This window comes from Actinacidiphila yanglinensis (genome assembly GCF_900107965.1).
Taxonomy (GTDB): domain Bacteria; phylum Actinomycetota; class Actinomycetes; order Streptomycetales; family Streptomycetaceae; genus Actinacidiphila; species Actinacidiphila yanglinensis.
This window is the reverse complement of sequence record NZ_FNVU01000028.1, coordinates 1-15,042: the sequence shown is the minus strand read 5'-3', so window position 1 is coordinate 15,042 and position 15,042 is coordinate 1. Positions and strand designations below refer to the sequence as shown.

Here is a 15,042-nt window from a genome sequence, read left to right as displayed (position 1 = left end):
CTGCCGGGCACCCGATCGAGGAGAACGAGATGACCCACGCAGCTTCCCCCGGCCCGGAAGGCGCCCAGGGCGCGCCCCGGGTCGCCCTGGTCACCGGCGGGACCAGCGGCATCGGCCGTTCCGTGGTGGACCGGCTGGTGCGCCGCGGCATCCCGGTGTACCTGTGCGCGCGGACCGCGGAGAACGTGTCGTCGACCGTCAAGGAACTGCGCGGCCTCGGCTTCGAGGTCGACGGCGGCGCGTGCGACGTGCGCTCCACCGAGTCGGTGCGGGCACTGGTGCGCGCGGCGGTCGAGCGCTACGGCCCCATCACCGTGCTGGTGAACAACGCCGGGCGCAACGGCGGCGGCCGCACCTCGCAGATCGCCGACGACCTGTGGGACGACGTGATCGACACCAACCTCACCAGCGTCTTCAAGGTCACCCGCGAGGTGCTCGCGGCCGGCGGCCTGGAGACGTGCGGCGACGGCCGCATCATCACCATCGCCTCCACCGGCGGCAAGCAGGGCGTCCCGTTCGGTGCGCCCTACTCCGCGGCCAAGGGCGGCGTGATCGCCTTCACCAAGGCGCTCGCCAAGGAACTCGCCACCTCCGGCATCACCGTCAACGCGGTGTGCCCCGGCTACGTCGAGACCCCGATGGCGGTGCGGGTCCGCGAGTCCTACGCCGCGACGCGGGGCATCAGCACGGCCGACGTGCTGACCGAGTTCGAGGCGAAGATCCCGATGGGCCGCTACTCCACGCCGGAGGAGGTGGCGGGCCTCGTCGACTACCTGGTCACCGACACCGCCGCCTCCATCACCGCCCAGGCCCTCAACGTGTGCGGCGGCCTCGGCATCTACTGATCGCCCCCGGGCGGGGCCGGCCCCTGCCGACCGAAAGAAAGGCGGAGCAATGCTGCGTACCGGAATCCAGCACACCACCCACCACATCGACATCGACGCCCCCGCCGAGGCCGTCTACGGGATCGTCGCCGACACCCCGGCCTGGCCGGCCCGCTTCGCCCCCACCATCCACGTCGACCGGCTGGAGGGCCCGGAGTCCACCGCCGTCAGCGGCCGCGAGCGGCTGCGGATCTGGGCCACCGCCAACGGCGAGGCCAAGAGCTGGACGTCCTGGCGGGAACTGGACGCCGAACGGCGCCGTATCCGGTTCGCCCAGGAGGTGTCCTCACCGCCCGTCGCGTCGATGAGCGGCGAGTGGATCGTCGAGCCCGGCGCCACCCCCGGCTCCTCGCGGCTGACGCTGGTGCACGAGTACACGGCCGTCGGCGACGACCCGGCCGGCCTGGAGTGGATCGAGAAGGCGACCGACAGCAACAGCAGGACCGAGCTGGCCAACATCAAGGCGCTGGCCGAGCAGCTCGGCAGCGAGGCCGAACTCGTCTTCGACTTCGAGGACTCGACCCTGGTCGACTCCGACGTCGAGACCGTCTACCGCTTCCTGCACGAGGTCGAGGCCTGGCCGGAGCGGCTGCCGCACGTGTCCCGGATGCGGGTGCGCGAGAGCGTCGAGAACGAGCAGTGGATGGTCATGGACACCGTCACCAAGGACGGGTCCGAGCACACCACGGAGTCGGTGCGCATCTGCTTCCCCGACCAGCACCGGATCGCCTACAAGCAGCTCGTCACGCCGCCGTTGATGACCACGCACGTCGGCCTGTGGACCGTCGAGGCGACCCCCGAGGGGGTCCGCGCCACGTCCTGGCACCGCGTGCGGGTCAACGACCGGAACATCACCTCCGTGCTCGGTCCCGAGGGGACCCGCGCGTCGGCCCGGGAGTTCATCCGCCGCGCGGTCGGCGGCAACAGCGCCGCCACGCTGGCCCTGGCCAAGTCGTTCGCGGAGGCCCGGCATGGGTGAGGTCCGGGCGGGCGCGACGAAGCCGTCCGCGCCCGCGGTCCTGGTCGCAGGGGCCGGGCCGGTCGGCCTGGTCGCCGCCCACGAACTGGCCCGCCGCGGCGTGCCCGTGCGGGTGGTGGACCGGGCCGCCGGCCCGGCGACCACCAGCCGGGCGCTGGCCGTGCACGCCCGCACCATGGAGATCCTGGAGCAGATGGGCGTGCTGCGGGACCTGATGCCGCTCGGCCGCAAGGTGGAGCACTTCAGCCTGCACATGCGCGGCCGCACCCTGATCCGGTTCGACACCAACTACTCCGCGCTGCCCACCCGCTTCCCGTTCAGCCTCATGGTCGACCAGGTGGTCACCGAGCGGGTGCTGCGCGAGCGGCTGGCCCGGCTCGGGGTCGAGGTCGAATGGGGCGTCGGCCTGGAGGAGTTCACCCCGCACGAGGACCGGGTGGACGTGCGCCTGTCGGGTCCCGGGGGCAGCACCGAGCTGCTCTCCGTGCCGTGGCTGGTGGGCACCGACGGCGCGCACAGCACCGTCCGCAAGAGCCTGGGGCTGCAGCTGCTCGGTGACGCCACCGAGACCTGGCTCAACGCCGACGTGGTGGTGGCCGACCTCGGCCTTCCGCCCGACAGCAACCACCTGCTCCACACCGGCAAGGGCACCTTGCTGATGGTGCCCTTCCCGCAGGACGGCAAGTGGCGGGTCATCGACACCCAGGACATCGGCGACGCGGACCGGCCCGAAGTGGTCAGGACCCGGCTGGAGTCGAAGATCTCCGCTGCGGTCGGCCACCGGGTCACGGTGGGCGAACCCACCTGGATCTCGGTGTTCACCGTGCAGCAGCGCATGATCACCAGCATGCGGGTGGGCCGCTGCTTCGTGGCCGGCGACGCCGCGCACGTGCACAGTCCCGCCTCCGGCCAGGGCATGAACGCCGGTATCCAGGACGCCTACAACCTCTCCTGGAAGCTCGCCGACGTGGTCCGCGGCTTCGCCGAGTACCGGCTGCTGGACAGCTACAGCGCCGAGCGGGTGCCGATCGGCGAGCGGCTGCTCGGCTCGACCCGGCTGGCCACCGCCCTGGTGTCGCTGCGCAACGTGCTCGGCCCGATCCTGCTGCCGGTCGGCATGGGCGTCATGCGGCTGGTGGGCCCGCTGAAGCGGAAGCTGGAGCGGAAGATGATCCGCGGCTTCTGCGGCCTGAACGTCGAGTACCCCACCAGCCCGATCAACCCGCCTCCTCCGGCCGCCGGCACCGGACAGGTCCGCGGCCCCCTGCCCGGACAGCGGGTCGGGTGCACCGAGCAGGCCCACCGCGACCATGCGGGCTGGCGCGCGCTGTGCGAGGAACTCGCCGACCCGCGCTGGACCCTGCTGCTGCCCGCCGACGCCGCCCGGGTGGCCGGCGAGCTCCCCGAACGCCTCGACCGCACGTACGGCGCCCTGTCCGTACGCGCGCTGTGCGACCTCGACTTCGGCCAGACCGGCCCCCGCCCGCTGCTGGACGCGGGCGGCACCGTGCGCGCCGACCTCGGCCTGGCTCCGGGCGACTACGCGCTCATCCGCCCGGACGGATATCTCGCGGCCAAGGGCCCGCTGCGCCGGAGCGAGGAGCTGATCCGGCTGCTGGGCCGGATCGGCCTCGCGGCGGCCGGCAACCGGCCCGCGGAGATTCCCGGAGCGCACTGACCGACCGACCTGACCGGCCGTGAAGGACGCGGCAGGCAAGCCGACACGAAAGGCAGAAGCGTGAGCCAGAGCAAGGAAGACGCCTACAAGAAGCTGCTCGCCGAACGCAGCGGCGGCCGGGGGGTGCTGGTCACCCTCCGGCGGGACGGCCGCCCGCAGCTGTCCAACGTCGGGTACAGCTACGACCCGGCCACCGAGACCATCCGCATCGCCACCACCGACGACCGGGCCAAGACCCGCAACGTGCGGCGTGACGGCCGGGCCACCTTCCACGTCACCACCGAGGACATGTTCGCCTACGGGGTGTTCGACGGGACGGCCACGGTCTCCGAGGTGGCCGCCGACCCCCACGACGCGGTGGTCGACGAGCTGGTGGAGATGTACCGCTCCACGCAGGGCGAGCACCCCGACTGGACCGAGTTCCGCCAGACCAAGGTCAAGGACCAGCGGCTCGTGCTGCGCCTGAAGGTCGAGCGCGCCTACGGCTTCATCTTCGAGCGGAGCTGACCGGTGACGACGCAGCCGGTGCCGGCCGTCACCCGGCAGAGCCTGCTGGAGACCCTGCAGGCGTTCAAGCGGACCAGCCTGCTGCGGGCCGCCCTGGATCTCGGCGTCTTCGACGCGCTGGCCGGCGGGCCGCGCGACGCCGCCGAACTCGCCCGCGTGCTGGGCGTGGACGCCCGCGCGCTGCGGGTGTTCCTGGGCGCGGCGGCCGCCACCGGGCTGCTCGCGGTGCGGGACGGGGCGTTCGCGCTGCCGTCCGGCGCGGAGGACCTCCTGGTCAGCGGACGCCCCGGATTCGCCGGGCACGCGGTGCGGATCAACGTCAGCGACTGGGAGTGGGAGGTGATGCGCGACCTGGCGGCGACCGTGCGCAAGGGCGGCACGCCCCTGAGCCCGGACGCCACCGAGGAGGCGTTCGGCTACTGGGAGGAGTTCGCCGCCCAGGGCACCTTCGTGACCAGGGCCGCCGCAGCGGCGGTCGTCGAGGAGACCCGCGCCTGGGCCGCGGAGCGCGGCCCGCTCCGCGTCCTCGACGCCGGCTGCGGCCATGCCCTGTTCGGCCTGGAGGTCCTGCGCGCCCACCCCGGCGCGACCCTCACCGGCCTCGACCGGCCCGGCGTGCTGGCACAGGCCCGCGGGCACGCCGAGCGGGCGGGTCTGACCGACCGCACCTCCTGGATCGAGGGCGACCTCTTCTCCACGCCGCTCGGCGGTCCCTACGACCTGGTGGTCGTGGCGAACATGCTGCCCATGTTCGGCCCCGGGCCGGGCACCGCGCTGCTGCGCCGGCTCGCCGGCGTGCTGGCCCCCGGCGGCCGCCTGGTGACCGCCGGCTTCAGCGTGGACGGCGGCGCCCCCGCCGACGAGCACGCCGCGCACATGCTGTCGCTGCTGATGCTGGTCTCCACGCCCGGCGGCGAGGCGTACTCCCTCGCGGACACCCGCCGGATGCTGTCCGACGCCGGTCTGGTGGAGACCGGGGCCCGCCGGGTGGACCGGCTGCCGGTCCAGGTCGTCGCCGCCGAAATCCGCCCCACCTCCTGATGACCCGTCCGCTGAACGCGGAGGAAGGGACCTTGACATGAAGTACGCCCAGGTCGGCGAGAGCGGCCTCGTGGTGAGCCGGATCATCTACGGCAACGCCATCACCCACGGGGACCAGATCGACGAGTCCCTCGCACGGGACTGCGTGCGCGCCGCACTCGACAGCGGCATCACCACCTTCGACACCGCCGACCTGTACGCCGAGGGCGAGGCGGAGGAGATCCTCGGCCGCGCGCTGGCCGGGGTGCGGCGCGAGCAGCTGGTCCTCTGCAGCAAGGTGGGCCGGTGGATGCGCAAGGACGACCCCAATGCGGGGCGGCTGTCGCGCAAGCACATCGCCGAGTCCATCGACGCCTCGCTGCGCCGCCTCGGCACCGACCACGTCGACCTCTACCAGGCGCACCGCTACGACCCGCAGACCCCGGTGGAGGAGACCGTCGCGGCCTTCGCGGACATCGTGAAGGCGGGCAAGGCGCACTACATCGGCGTGTCCGAGTGGCCGGCCGACGTCATCCGCGAGGCCGCGCGGATCGCCCGCGACCTGTCGGTCCCCTTCGTCGCCAACCAGTCGCAGTACTCGCTGCTGTGGCGGGTCATCGAGACCGCAGTGCTGCCGACCAGCCAGGAGTGCGGGGTCGGCCAGATCGTGTGGATGCCGCTGGCCGGCGGCGTCCTCACCGGCAAGTACAAGCCCGGCGCGGCGCTGCCCGAGGGCAGCCGGGCCGGGTCGGGACCGATGGGCGCGAAGTCGATCGGCCGCTGGGACTACCTCAACGAGAAGGTGCTGACGGCGGTGGCCGAACTCGGGCCGCTGGCGGCCGAGGCCGGGTTGACGCCGGCCCAGCTGGCGATCGCCTGGGTGCTGGCGACGCCCGGCGTGAGCGCGACCGTGATGGGCGCGTCCCGGCCGGCCCAGCTGCTGGAGAACGTCGCCGCGGTCGACGTCGAGCTCGACGCGGAGCTGCTGCGGCGCGTGGAGGCCGCCGTCGCGCCGGTGGTGCGCGCCGACGTGTCGCTGACCGTCGATCCGCTCGGTCCCGCCGCGCGGCTGTGAGGGGGACGCCGTGACCTTCACCGACAAGGAGATCGCCTACCTCACCGGCCAGCCGTTCGGGCGGCTGGCCACGGTCGGCCCGCACGGCGATCCGCACGTCGTCCCGGTGGGTCTGCACTACAACGCCGAGCTGGGCACCATCGACGTCGGCGGCATCAACCTCGGCCGGAGCCGCAAGTACCGGGACGTCCGGCGGCACCCGCTGGTCGCGATCGTGGTGGACGACATCGACCCGGACGACCCGGCGGCCCCCCGGGGCCTGGAGATCCGCGGCAGCGCCGAGGCGCTGACCGAGGGCGGCCGGGCGGCCTTCAACGACCGCGTGGCGGAGGAGATGATCCGCATCACCCCGGTCCGGATCGTCTCCTGGGGCATCGAGGAGAACTGGCAGGCCGGCCCGCGCGCCCGCGACGTGTCCCCGCAACTCCCCCGAGTACAGGAGGAAGCCCGATGAACGAACTGGTCCACACCGTCACGGCGCGGGCCCCCGCCCGGCTGCTGTTCGACCTGGTCGCCGACGTGGTGCAGGCGCCGCAGTACTTCCCCACCCACCTGCACGCCTGGATCGTGCGGACCGAGAGCCCCGAACGCGACCTGGTGGAGCGGTGGGTGATCGACAACGGCTCGGTGCGCGGCTGGCGGCTGTTCCGCACCCGGGACACCGAGAAGCTGGTCATCGCGTTCCAGCACGAGACGCCCAAGGCGCCGCTGAGCTTCATGCGCGGCGAGTGGCGCTTCGAGGAGACCGCCGACGGCGGCACCCTGATCACGGTCGCGCACCGCTTCGACCTGGTCGGCGGCGCCCCCGAGGCCGCCGCCGCCAAGGCGGCCGGGATGCTCGACGCGAACGTGCCGAAGCAGCTCGCCGGCATCGCCGCGCTGGCCGGGCGGATCGACGCGCTGCGTGCCGCGACCACCGACAGCGTGCGGCACGTGCGGGTGGCCGCACCGGCCGGCGAGGTGGTCGCATCGGCCACCGCGCTGGTCGGCGACGACGAGAGCTACGCCCGGGTCCGTCCGGAGGAGGGACGGCTGGTCTTCAAGCAGCACGCAGGGCTCGCCCCGGGGCTGCATTCCTCCACCGGCGCCTTCGAGTTCCTCCAGGAGGACGGCGGCGTGACGGTCCGGCTGTCCCGGAGCGTGACGCTCGCGCCGCAGGCCGGCGGGGAGGGCGTCGAGGCGTCCCGGCGGCTGGACGCCGAGTCCCGCGACTGGCTGGACCGGCTGGCCGCCCTCGGCGAGCCCGCCGCGGCGGGCTGACCGCCGCAACCCGCACACACCTCGGCCCCGGAACCGGTGGACGGTTCCGGGGCCGAGGTGTGTTCAGCGCTGCTTGACGCCGACGACGACCGTGTCGTTGCCGCTCTCCAGCCGGGTGGCGGACGCGAAGGCGAAACCCGCCTTCTCCACCCACACCCGGCACTCGGGCACGGTGTACTCCGAGCCACCGGTGGTGATCAGCCCCACGTTCAGGCTGCCGATCAGGCTGCGCAGGTCCGGGGCCTGCTCGTCGAGCATCTGGTCGTAGACGACCACCGCGCCGCCGGGCGGCAGTGCGGCGTAGGCGCGGTTGAGCAGCTGCTGCCGGTCGCTCTCGGACCAGTCGTGCAGCACGTGCCCGAAGACCAGGACGTCCGCAGCCGGCATCGGCGCGGTGAAGAAGTCGCCACCGTGGAAGACCACCTTCCCGGTCAGGCCCAGTTCCGCCATGTACTCCTCGAAGAACGGGCGGACCGCCGGGAGTTCGAAGACCCCGCCGGCCAGGTGCGGGTGCTTGCGCACCAGGTGCGAGGCCACGTTGCCGCGGGCCCCGCCGACGTCGACGAAGCTCTGGTACGCCGACCAGTCGACGGCCTCGGCGAGTTGCGGCCCGACCATGCCGTTGTTGGCGTCCATGTGGATCAGGAAGTTCCGGGTCGCCTCGGGGTTGCTGTACAGCGTGGCGAAGGCGTCGCCGCCGACCCCGGCCTGCGGCTCGCCGCCGCGCAGGGCATCGGTCAGCCGGCCCCAGGTGTGGTAGTGCCGCTGGGCCGCCGTCCGGATCCGGGCGCCCAGGTACACCGGGCCGCCGCCCGGGACGAGGAAGCGGGCCGCCTCCGGGTCGATGGCGTACTGCGCGCCCTCCTTGCGGATCAGCCCGAGCGCGGCCACGGCGTCCAGGAAGTCCCGCAGGAGGCGTGGGTGGAGGTCCAGCCGGGTGCGGATCTCGTCCACGTTCAGCGGTCCCTGGCTCAGGAGCTCGAACAGCCCGACCTCCACGGCGCTGTGCAGGATGCGGGCTTGGGCGTACGACGAGCTGAGCCGGGTGAGCGCCTGCGCGTCGACGGGCGGTGCGGAGCTGGTGGCGCCGATGGCCATGGTCTCTCCTCGCGTTCCTCCGGGAATCGGATGACGGCCCATGGTCGCGGGGCGTCTTCCAGCCGCCGTCGAGACGGCGCGGAGCGTGCGTGGGGCCCTGGACCCGGTCGCGAACCCGGCGCGATCCGCCGCCGCTACGGTGCGCCGGTCGGCCGGGCCGCGGCGCGGCGGAGCGGCCGTCCGGTGGCCCGGAGCGGGCGCGTGTCCCGCGAGGCGCGCGCTCCTGACCCTCGTGCCACCCCCATGAGCCCCACGAACCCCCCGAGGAAAGGGGAACCGTCGTGCGCATCGCCGTCGCCGGCTCGATCGCCACCGATCATCTGATGCAATTCCCCGGCCGCTTCACCGACCTGCTGCTCGGCGACAGCCTGGCGCACGTCTCGCTCTCCTTCCTGGTGGACCGGCTGGAGGTCCGCCGCGGCGGCGTCGCCGCCAACATCTGCCTGGGACTGGCCCGGTTGGGGCTGCGCCCGGTGCTGGTGGGCGCGGTCGGCGCGGACTTCGCGGAGTACGACCGGATGCTGCGGGAGGAGGGCGTGGACACCTCCGCGGTGCGGGTGAGCGAGTCCCTGCACACCGCCCGCTTCCTGTGCACCACGGACACCGCGCAGAACCAGATCGCCTCCTTCTACGCCGGGGCGATGGCCGAGGCCCGGTACGTCGACCTCGCGGAGGTGCGGCGCGCCGCGGGCGGGCTCGACCTGGTGCTGGTCGGCGCCGACGACCCGCAGGCCATGGTGCGGCACACCGCCGCCGCCCACGCGCTCGGCGTGCCGGTCGCCGCCGACCCCTCCCAGCAGCTGGCCCGGCTCGACACCGAGCAGGCCCGGCTGCTGGTCGACGGCGCCCGCTGGCTGTTCACCAACGCCTACGAGGCCGCGCTGCTCCAGGAGCGGACCGGCTGGTCGGAGGAGGAGGTGCTGCGGCGGGTGGGCACCTGGATCGTCACCCGCGGCGCGGACGGCGTGCGGCTGCACGGCGCGGGCGGCCCGGTGCTCGACGTGCCCGCGGTGCCCTCGCAGGCGCCGGCCGACCCGACCGGGGTCGGGGACGCCTTCCGGGCCGGCTTCCTCGCCGGCGTCGCCCGGGAACTGCCCCGGGAGCGGGCCGCCCAGCTCGGCTGCGCGCTGGCCACGCTGGCGCTGGAGTCGGTCGGCCCGCAGGACTACAAGCCGGTCCCCGCGGCGCTCTGCGCGCTGATCGAGAGCGCCTACGGCCGCGCCGCCGCCGGCGCGATCGAGCCGGTCCTGGCGGGAGCGCTGTGACCCCCGCGCCCCCGGCGGCCGGCACCGGCCGGGACCGGACCTTCTCCTTCGAGTTCTTCCCGCCGCGCACCGCCGAGGGGGAGCGCCGGCTGTGGAGTGCCCTGCGCCGGATCGAGGCCGTACGGCCGGACTTCGTGTCGATCACCTACGGCGCCGGCGGCTCCTCGCGGGACCGCACCGTCGAGCTGATCCGGCGCATCACCACCGAGACCACGCTCCGCCCCGTCGCGCACCTGACCGCGGTCGGCCACTCGCTGGCCGAACTGCGGTCCGTGATCGGGCAGTACGCCGACGCGGGCGTCCGCGACGTGCTGGCGCTGCGCGGCGACCCGCCGGGCGACCCCGCCGGGCCGTGGACGCCGCACCCGCGGGGGCTGACGTACGCGCACCAGTTGGTCGACCTGGTCCGCTCGCTGGGCGGCTTCCGGGTCGGGGTGGCGGCCTTCCCCGAGCGGCACCCCCGCTCGCCGGACTGGGAGTCCGAGGTCCGCCATTTCGTCGCCAAGTGCCGGGCCGGGGCCGACTACGCCATCACCCAGATGTTCTTCCGGGTGGAGCACTACCTGCGGCTGCGCGACCGGGTGGCGGCTTCGGGCTGCGACATCCCGATCATCCCGGAGATCATGCCGGCCACCGACCACCAGCAGATCAGCCGCTTCGCGGCGCTGTCCGGCGCGTCCTTCCCGCCCCTGCTGGCCGAGCGGCTGCTCGCGGCCGGCGGCGATCCGGCGGCCGGCCGACGGATCGGCGTGGACCACGCGAGCGCGATGGCCGAGCGGCTGCTCGCCGAGGGGGCGCCCGGCCTGCACTACATCACGCTCAACCAGGCGGAGGTGGTGACGCGGATCCACCGGAACGTCGTGCCGGACCCGCCCGCCCTCCCCGCCGCGACCGCCGTCTCCACCGCAACTGCCATGCCGACCGGGCCCGTTCACGTCCGGACGCTCCGAGCGGCGGCCGCCGCCGCGGAGTGAGGCCCGATCCCGTGCCCCGGGCTTGGCGGCGGGGTACGGGGCGGCGGGCATGCGGCGCCGGCCCGCCCCGTACCCCGTCGACCGGGGCGGGGCGGGCCGGTGCGCGCGGCCGGGCCGGGGGTCAGCCGGCGACCAGCGAGAGGCCGCCGTCCACGGTCAGCACCTGGCCGTGCACCCAGCCGGCGTCGGGGTGGCAGAGCAGCATCACCGCACCCGCCACGTCCTCGGCGGTGGTGAGCCGCCCCGCGGGCGTCCGGGCGGCCAGCGCCGCCTCGGGGCCGACCGGCCCGGAGGCCGTGGCGATCTTCGAGGGGGAGACCGCGTTCACGGTGATGCCCAGCGGCGCGAACTCGACGGCCAGGTACCGCACCAGGCTCTCCAGCGCCGCCTTGGCCACGCCCTGGGTCAGGTAGCCGCGCACGGCCTGCCGGGCACCGGCGCTGCTCACCGCCACGATCCGGCCGGGCCGGCCCTTCATCAGGTCGGCCAGCGAGGCGGCCGCGCCCAGCAGCGGCGACACGGCCAGCGACAGGTCGTCGCGCGCCGACCGCAAGGAGACGTCGAGGGTCGCCGCGGGGTGAAAGTCCGCCGCGGCGTGCACGAAGACGTCGAGCACCCCCCAGCGGGCCCGTACCTCGTCCAGGACACGCACGGCGCCGCCGGGTGCGCGCAGGTCCGCCCGCAGGGCCGCCGCGGTCCCCGGCAGCCCGGACAGCGAGGCGACCGCGTCCCGCGCGGTCGCGGAGTCGTGCGCGTGCACCAGCAGCACGTCGGTGCCCTCCGCGCACAGCCTGCGCGCGACCGCCAGCCCGACGCCCCGGGTCCCGCCCGTCACCACTGCTTTCGGGTTCATGAGCAGCCTTCTCCCTCCTGTCCTGCCAATGGTTCCGGCAGGCTGGCAGCCCCTCGTCACGAACCGCTCGAAGCCCGATCGCGCATCCGGGGGCCGCCCGGGCGGTGACCCTGCCGGGCCAAGACGGCTTTGCTAACCGGTTTCTAGGGTCCTGTCCGACGCTGGACGGCCCGGGCCGCCCGCAGGCGCCCGGGGCCGCCAGATGGAGGAGGGACAAGGTTGAGCATCACCACGTCGTCCACACACCCGGAGCCGACCGGCCCGCCCGGCCCGTCGGGGCCGCCCGACCCGCCCACGCCCCCCTCGCCGATCGGTCTCGACGCGCTCGGGGTGGAGGAGGTCGCCCCGGGCGTGCACGCCTTCGTCCAGCCCGACGGGAGCTGGTGCCTCAGCAACGCCGGCGTGCTGCCGGGCGAGGACGTGACCGTCGTCGTCGACACCGCGGCCACCATCGGCCGCGCCGGCCGGCTGCGGGAGGAGGCCGACCGGCTGCGGGGCGACTCGCGGATGCTGGTGGTCAACACCCACCAGCACGGCGACCACACCTTCGGCAACTGCCTGTTCGCCCGCGACGCGCTGTTCGTGGCGCACGACACCGCCCGCACCGACATGGCCGAGTCCGGCCTCGGGTTGCAGCAGTTGTGGCCGGACGTCGAGTGGGGCCCGGTCGAGGTGACCCTGCCGCAGGTCACCTACAGCGACCGGATGACGATCCACCGCGCGGACGGGCCGGTCGAGCTGATCCATCCCGGCCCGGCCCACACCCTGGGCGACACCGTGGTGTGGCTGCCCCGGCAACGGGTGCTGTTCACCGGCGACATCGCGATGAACGGGGTCACGCCCTTCTGCCTGATGGGCTCGGTCGAGGGCTCGCTGCGCACCATCCGCTCGCTGCTCGCGCTGCGGCCCGAGGTCGTCGTTCCCGGGCACGGACCGGTCTGCGGCCCCGAGGTGTTCGACACCTGCGCCCGCTACCTGCACTGGGTCCAGCGGCTGGCCGAGGAGGCGCTGACCATCGGCCGCTCGCCTCTTGAGGCGGCCCGCCGGGCGGACCTCGGCGAGTGGGCCGACCTGCTGGACTCCGAGCGCCTGGTGGCCAACCTCGTACGGTCCTTCGCCGAGCAGCGGGGCGGGCCGCTCGGCGAACGGATCGACGAGATGGGCGCGTTCCGCGACATGGTGCAGTTCCACGGCGGGCTGCCCGTCTGCCACGCCTGAGCGTTCCTCGAACCGCCTTCGACGCGCGCCGTCCAAGCTGGCCGCGCCGACCGACAGAAGGGGCAGTCATGACCGTCGTGGAGGAGAACCCGCCGCACGCCGTGCACAGCCGGGTCGCGGAACTCCGGGAGATCCGCGCCGCCGTCGAACAGGGGCCGAGCGAACGGGCCACCGAGGCCCAGCGGTCCAAGGGGAAGCTCACCGCCCGCGAGCGGCTGGCGCTGCTGTTCGACGACGGTGCCTTCACCGAGGTCGAGGGGTTGCGGCGGCACCGGGCCACCGGGTTCGGCCTCGAGGACCGGCGCCCCCACACCGACGGGGTCGTCACCTGCTGGGGCCGGGTGCAGGGCCGTACCGTCTTCGCGTACGCGCACGACTTCCGGATCTTCGGCGGCTCGCTGGGCGAGGCGCACGCGGAGAAGATCCACAAGATCATGGACATGGCCGCGACGGCGGGCGCCCCGCTGGTCGGCCTGTGCGACGGCGCCGGCGCGCGCATCCAGGAGGGGGTGAGCGCGCTCGCCGGCTACGGCGGGATCTTCCAGCGCAACGTCCGCAACTCCGGGGTGATCCCGCAGATCAGCGTGATCATGGGCCCCTGCGCGGGCGGCGCCGCCTACTCGCCGGCGCTCACCGACTTCGTGTTCATGGTGCAGGGCAGCTCGCAGATGTTCATCACCGGCCCCGAGGTGGTGAAGGCGGTCACCGGGGAGACCATCTCCCACGACGGGCTGGGCGGGGCCACCGCGCACGCGTCCCTGTCGGGCGTCGCCTCCTTCGCCTACGACGACGAGGCCGAGTGCCTGGGCGACGTCCGGCACCTGCTGTCGATGCTGCCGTCCAACAACCGCGAACTGCCGCCCTCCGAGCCCGCCGACGACCCCGCGGACCGGCGCACCGACGCCCTGGTGGACCTGGTGCCGGCCGAGCCGAACCGCCCGTACGACGTGCTGCGGGTGATCGAGGAGATCGTCGACCACGGGGACTGTTTCGAGATCCACGCCCGCTGGGCCACCAACGTCGTGTGCGCGCTGGCCCGGATGGACGGCCACGTGGTCGGCATCGTCGCCAACCAGCCGTCCTCGCTGGCCGGCGTCATGGACATCAAGAGCAGCGAGAAGGCCGCGCGCTTCGTGCAGATGTGCGACGCGTTCAACATCCCGCTGGTGACCCTGGTGGACGTGCCCGGCTTCCTGCCCGGCGTCGACCAGGAGCACGGCGGCATCATCCGCCACGGGGCCAAGCTGCTCTACGCCTACTGCAACGCCACGGTGCCACGGGTCCAGGTCGTCCTCCGCAAAGCGTACGGAGGGGCCTACATCGTCATGGACTCGCGCTCCATCGGTTCGGACGTGTCCTTCGCCTGGCCGATCAACGAGATCGCCGTGATGGGCGCGGAGGGCGCCGCCGACGTGGTCTTCCGCCGGCAGATCACCGCCGCCGCCGATCCCGAACTCGCCCGCCGCCAGTACCTCAAGGAATACCGGGAGCAACTCATGCACCCCTACTACGCGGCCGAACGCGGGCTGGTCGACGACGTGATCGACCCGGCCGAGACCCGCGCCCGCGTCATCGACGCCCTGGCCATGCTGCGCGGCAAGTACGTGGTGCTGCCCAGCCGCAAGCACGGGAACCAGCCCCAGTGAGCGCCCTGACCACGGCCGCAGCGGCCGGGCCCGAGCTGGCCGTCCACCGGGGCGTTCCGTCCCCCGACGAACTCGCGGCGGTCGCCGCCGTCCTGCTCCTGGCGCTGGACGGTCCCGGCGGCCCCGCCGGCGCGACGGGCCCGGCGCCCGCCGCCTGGCCGCGGGTGGAGGAGTCCCGCGCCGTCCCCTTCGTGGCGTGGAGCGCCTCCCCGCGCCCCGCGCACCCCACCCTCGCGCCGTCGGGGAGGAGTTGACGATGCCGCTGCGCAAGGTGCTCATCGCCAACCGCGGTGAAATCGCGGTCCGTGTCGCTCGTGCGTGTAGGGATGCCGGTATCGGCAGTGTCGCGATCTACGCCGACCCCGACCGCGACGCGGTCCACGTCCGCGTGGCCGACGAGGCATACGCACTCGGAGGTGACACCCCCGCCACCAGCTACCTCGACATCGGCAAAGTCCTGGCAGCCGCCAAGGAATCCGGCGCCGACGCCATCCACCCCGGCTACGGCTTCCTCTCCGAGAACGCCGAATTCGCCCAAGCCGTCCTCGACGCCGACCTCACCTGGATCGGCCCCCCACCGGCCGC

The 15,042-nt window shown here is 73.8% G+C and carries 16 protein-coding genes; 14 read left to right on the top strand and 2 right to left on the bottom strand.

Annotated elements, in window-relative coordinates; translation table 11 throughout:
- The first annotated feature begins 29 nt into the window (after positions 1 to 29).
- The 8 genes from C4U44_RS37440 to C4U44_RS37405 are packed head-to-tail and all read left to right on the top strand — an operon-like array spanning position 30 to position 7,403.
- Positions 30 to 845: an SDR family NAD(P)-dependent oxidoreductase gene (locus tag C4U44_RS37440; protein WP_103890586.1), complete on the top strand. Its 816-nt coding sequence runs from the start codon at positions 30 to 32 to the stop codon at positions 843 to 845.
- A gap of 49 nt (positions 846 to 894) precedes the next feature.
- Positions 895 to 1,863 carry an aromatase/cyclase gene (locus C4U44_RS37435; protein WP_103890585.1) on the top strand — a complete coding sequence of 323 codons (969 nt, stop codon included), beginning with the start codon at positions 895 to 897 and terminating at the stop codon, positions 1,861 to 1,863.
- On the top strand, positions 1,856 to 3,541 hold the full coding sequence (locus C4U44_RS37430) for an FAD-dependent oxidoreductase (RefSeq protein WP_103890584.1): 1,686 nt from the start codon (positions 1,856 to 1,858) through the stop codon (positions 3,539 to 3,541). Before C4U44_RS37435 ends, C4U44_RS37430 begins: the two co-directional genes overlap by 8 nt.
- 60 nt (positions 3,542 to 3,601) lie before the next feature.
- Positions 3,602 to 4,048 carry a PPOX class F420-dependent oxidoreductase gene (locus C4U44_RS37425; protein WP_103890583.1) on the top strand — a complete coding sequence of 149 codons (447 nt, stop codon included), beginning with the start codon at positions 3,602 to 3,604 and terminating at the stop codon, positions 4,046 to 4,048.
- A 3-nt stretch (positions 4,049 to 4,051) separates the two neighbouring features.
- The gene (locus C4U44_RS37420) at positions 4,052 to 5,089 is read left to right on the top strand and encodes a class I SAM-dependent methyltransferase (protein WP_103890582.1); all 1,038 of its coding nucleotides are present in this window, start codon (positions 4,052 to 4,054) and stop codon (positions 5,087 to 5,089) included.
- 37 nt (positions 5,090 to 5,126) lie between these two features.
- Positions 5,127 to 6,143 carry an aldo/keto reductase family protein gene (locus C4U44_RS37415; protein WP_103890581.1) on the top strand — a complete coding sequence of 339 codons (1,017 nt, stop codon included), beginning with the start codon at positions 5,127 to 5,129 and terminating at the stop codon, positions 6,141 to 6,143.
- Positions 6,144 to 6,153: 10 nt separating this feature from the next.
- The gene (locus tag C4U44_RS37410; protein WP_103890580.1) at positions 6,154 to 6,597 is read left to right on the top strand and encodes a PPOX class F420-dependent oxidoreductase; all 444 of its coding nucleotides are present in this window, start codon (positions 6,154 to 6,156) and stop codon (positions 6,595 to 6,597) included.
- Complete coding sequence (locus C4U44_RS37405) at positions 6,594 to 7,403, top strand: aromatase/cyclase (protein WP_103890579.1); 810 nt, start codon at positions 6,594 to 6,596, stop codon at positions 7,401 to 7,403. The genes C4U44_RS37410 and C4U44_RS37405 overlap by 4 nt, the downstream gene beginning before the upstream one ends.
- Positions 7,404 to 7,466: 63 nt before the next feature.
- Here the strand turns inward: C4U44_RS37405 and C4U44_RS37400 are convergent, their stop codons facing one another.
- Entirely contained in the window at positions 7,467 to 8,501 is a 1,035-nt protein-coding gene (locus tag C4U44_RS37400; RefSeq protein WP_103890578.1) for a methyltransferase, read from the bottom strand.
- A gap of 281 nt (positions 8,502 to 8,782) precedes the next feature.
- Here C4U44_RS37400 and C4U44_RS37395 point away from each other — a divergent pair, with 281 nt between their 5' ends.
- Positions 8,783 to 9,766: a carbohydrate kinase family protein gene (locus tag C4U44_RS37395; RefSeq protein WP_103890577.1), complete on the top strand. Its 984-nt coding sequence runs from the start codon at positions 8,783 to 8,785 to the stop codon at positions 9,764 to 9,766.
- Positions 9,763 to 10,740, top strand: a complete 978-nt coding sequence (metF, locus tag C4U44_RS37390) for a methylenetetrahydrofolate reductase [NAD(P)H] (protein WP_103890576.1) — start codon at positions 9,763 to 9,765, stop codon at positions 10,738 to 10,740. The genes C4U44_RS37395 and metF overlap by 4 nt, the downstream gene beginning before the upstream one ends.
- 121 nt (positions 10,741 to 10,861) lie before the next feature.
- On the opposite strand, the gene C4U44_RS37385 is transcribed toward metF, so the two are convergent.
- Complete coding sequence (locus C4U44_RS37385) at positions 10,862 to 11,593, bottom strand: SDR family oxidoreductase (RefSeq protein ID WP_103890575.1); 732 nt, start codon at positions 11,591 to 11,593, stop codon at positions 10,862 to 10,864.
- Between the two features lie 219 nt (positions 11,594 to 11,812).
- Between C4U44_RS37385 and C4U44_RS37380 the strand changes: the two genes are divergently transcribed.
- The 4 genes from C4U44_RS37380 to C4U44_RS37365 all read left to right on the top strand — a co-directional run.
- A complete protein-coding gene (locus C4U44_RS37380; RefSeq protein ID WP_235032633.1) occupies positions 11,813 to 12,811 on the top strand; it encodes an MBL fold metallo-hydrolase in 999 nt (332 codons plus the stop codon).
- A gap of 68 nt (positions 12,812 to 12,879) precedes the next feature.
- Entirely contained in the window at positions 12,880 to 14,457 is a 1,578-nt protein-coding gene (locus C4U44_RS37375) for an acyl-CoA carboxylase subunit beta (RefSeq protein WP_103890574.1), read from the top strand.
- Positions 14,454 to 14,711: an acyl-CoA carboxylase epsilon subunit gene (locus C4U44_RS37370; protein ID WP_103890573.1), complete on the top strand. Its 258-nt coding sequence runs from the start codon at positions 14,454 to 14,456 to the stop codon at positions 14,709 to 14,711. Before C4U44_RS37375 ends, C4U44_RS37370 begins: the two co-directional genes overlap by 4 nt.
- A gap of 8 nt (positions 14,712 to 14,719) precedes the next feature.
- Positions 14,720 to 15,042: biotin carboxylase N-terminal domain-containing protein (locus C4U44_RS37365; protein ID WP_322973729.1), on the top strand; the 323-nt coding region annotated here is incomplete at its 3' end.

Excerpts from the sequence above, each read along its gene's own strand:
- C4U44_RS37405 (WP_103890579.1), top strand. The coding sequence starts at position 6,594 with ATGAACGAACTGGTCCACACCGTCACGGCGCGGGCCCCCGCCCGGCTG.
- C4U44_RS37375 (WP_103890574.1), top strand. The coding sequence starts at position 12,880 with ATGACCGTCGTGGAGGAGAACCCGCCGCACGCCGTGCACAGCCGGGTC.
- C4U44_RS37400 (WP_103890578.1), bottom strand. The coding sequence starts at position 8,501 with ATGGCCATCGGCGCCACCAGCTCCGCACCGCCCGTCGACGCGCAGGCG.
- C4U44_RS37440 (WP_103890586.1), top strand. The coding sequence starts at position 30 with ATGACCCACGCAGCTTCCCCCGGCCCGGAAGGCGCCCAGGGCGCGCCC.
- C4U44_RS37415 (WP_103890581.1), top strand. The coding sequence starts at position 5,127 with ATGAAGTACGCCCAGGTCGGCGAGAGCGGCCTCGTGGTGAGCCGGATC.
- C4U44_RS37435 (WP_103890585.1), top strand. The coding sequence starts at position 895 with ATGCTGCGTACCGGAATCCAGCACACCACCCACCACATCGACATCGAC.
- C4U44_RS37430 (WP_103890584.1), top strand. The coding sequence starts at position 1,856 with ATGGGTGAGGTCCGGGCGGGCGCGACGAAGCCGTCCGCGCCCGCGGTC.
- C4U44_RS37385 (WP_103890575.1), bottom strand. The coding sequence starts at position 11,593 with ATGAACCCGAAAGCAGTGGTGACGGGCGGGACCCGGGGCGTCGGGCTG.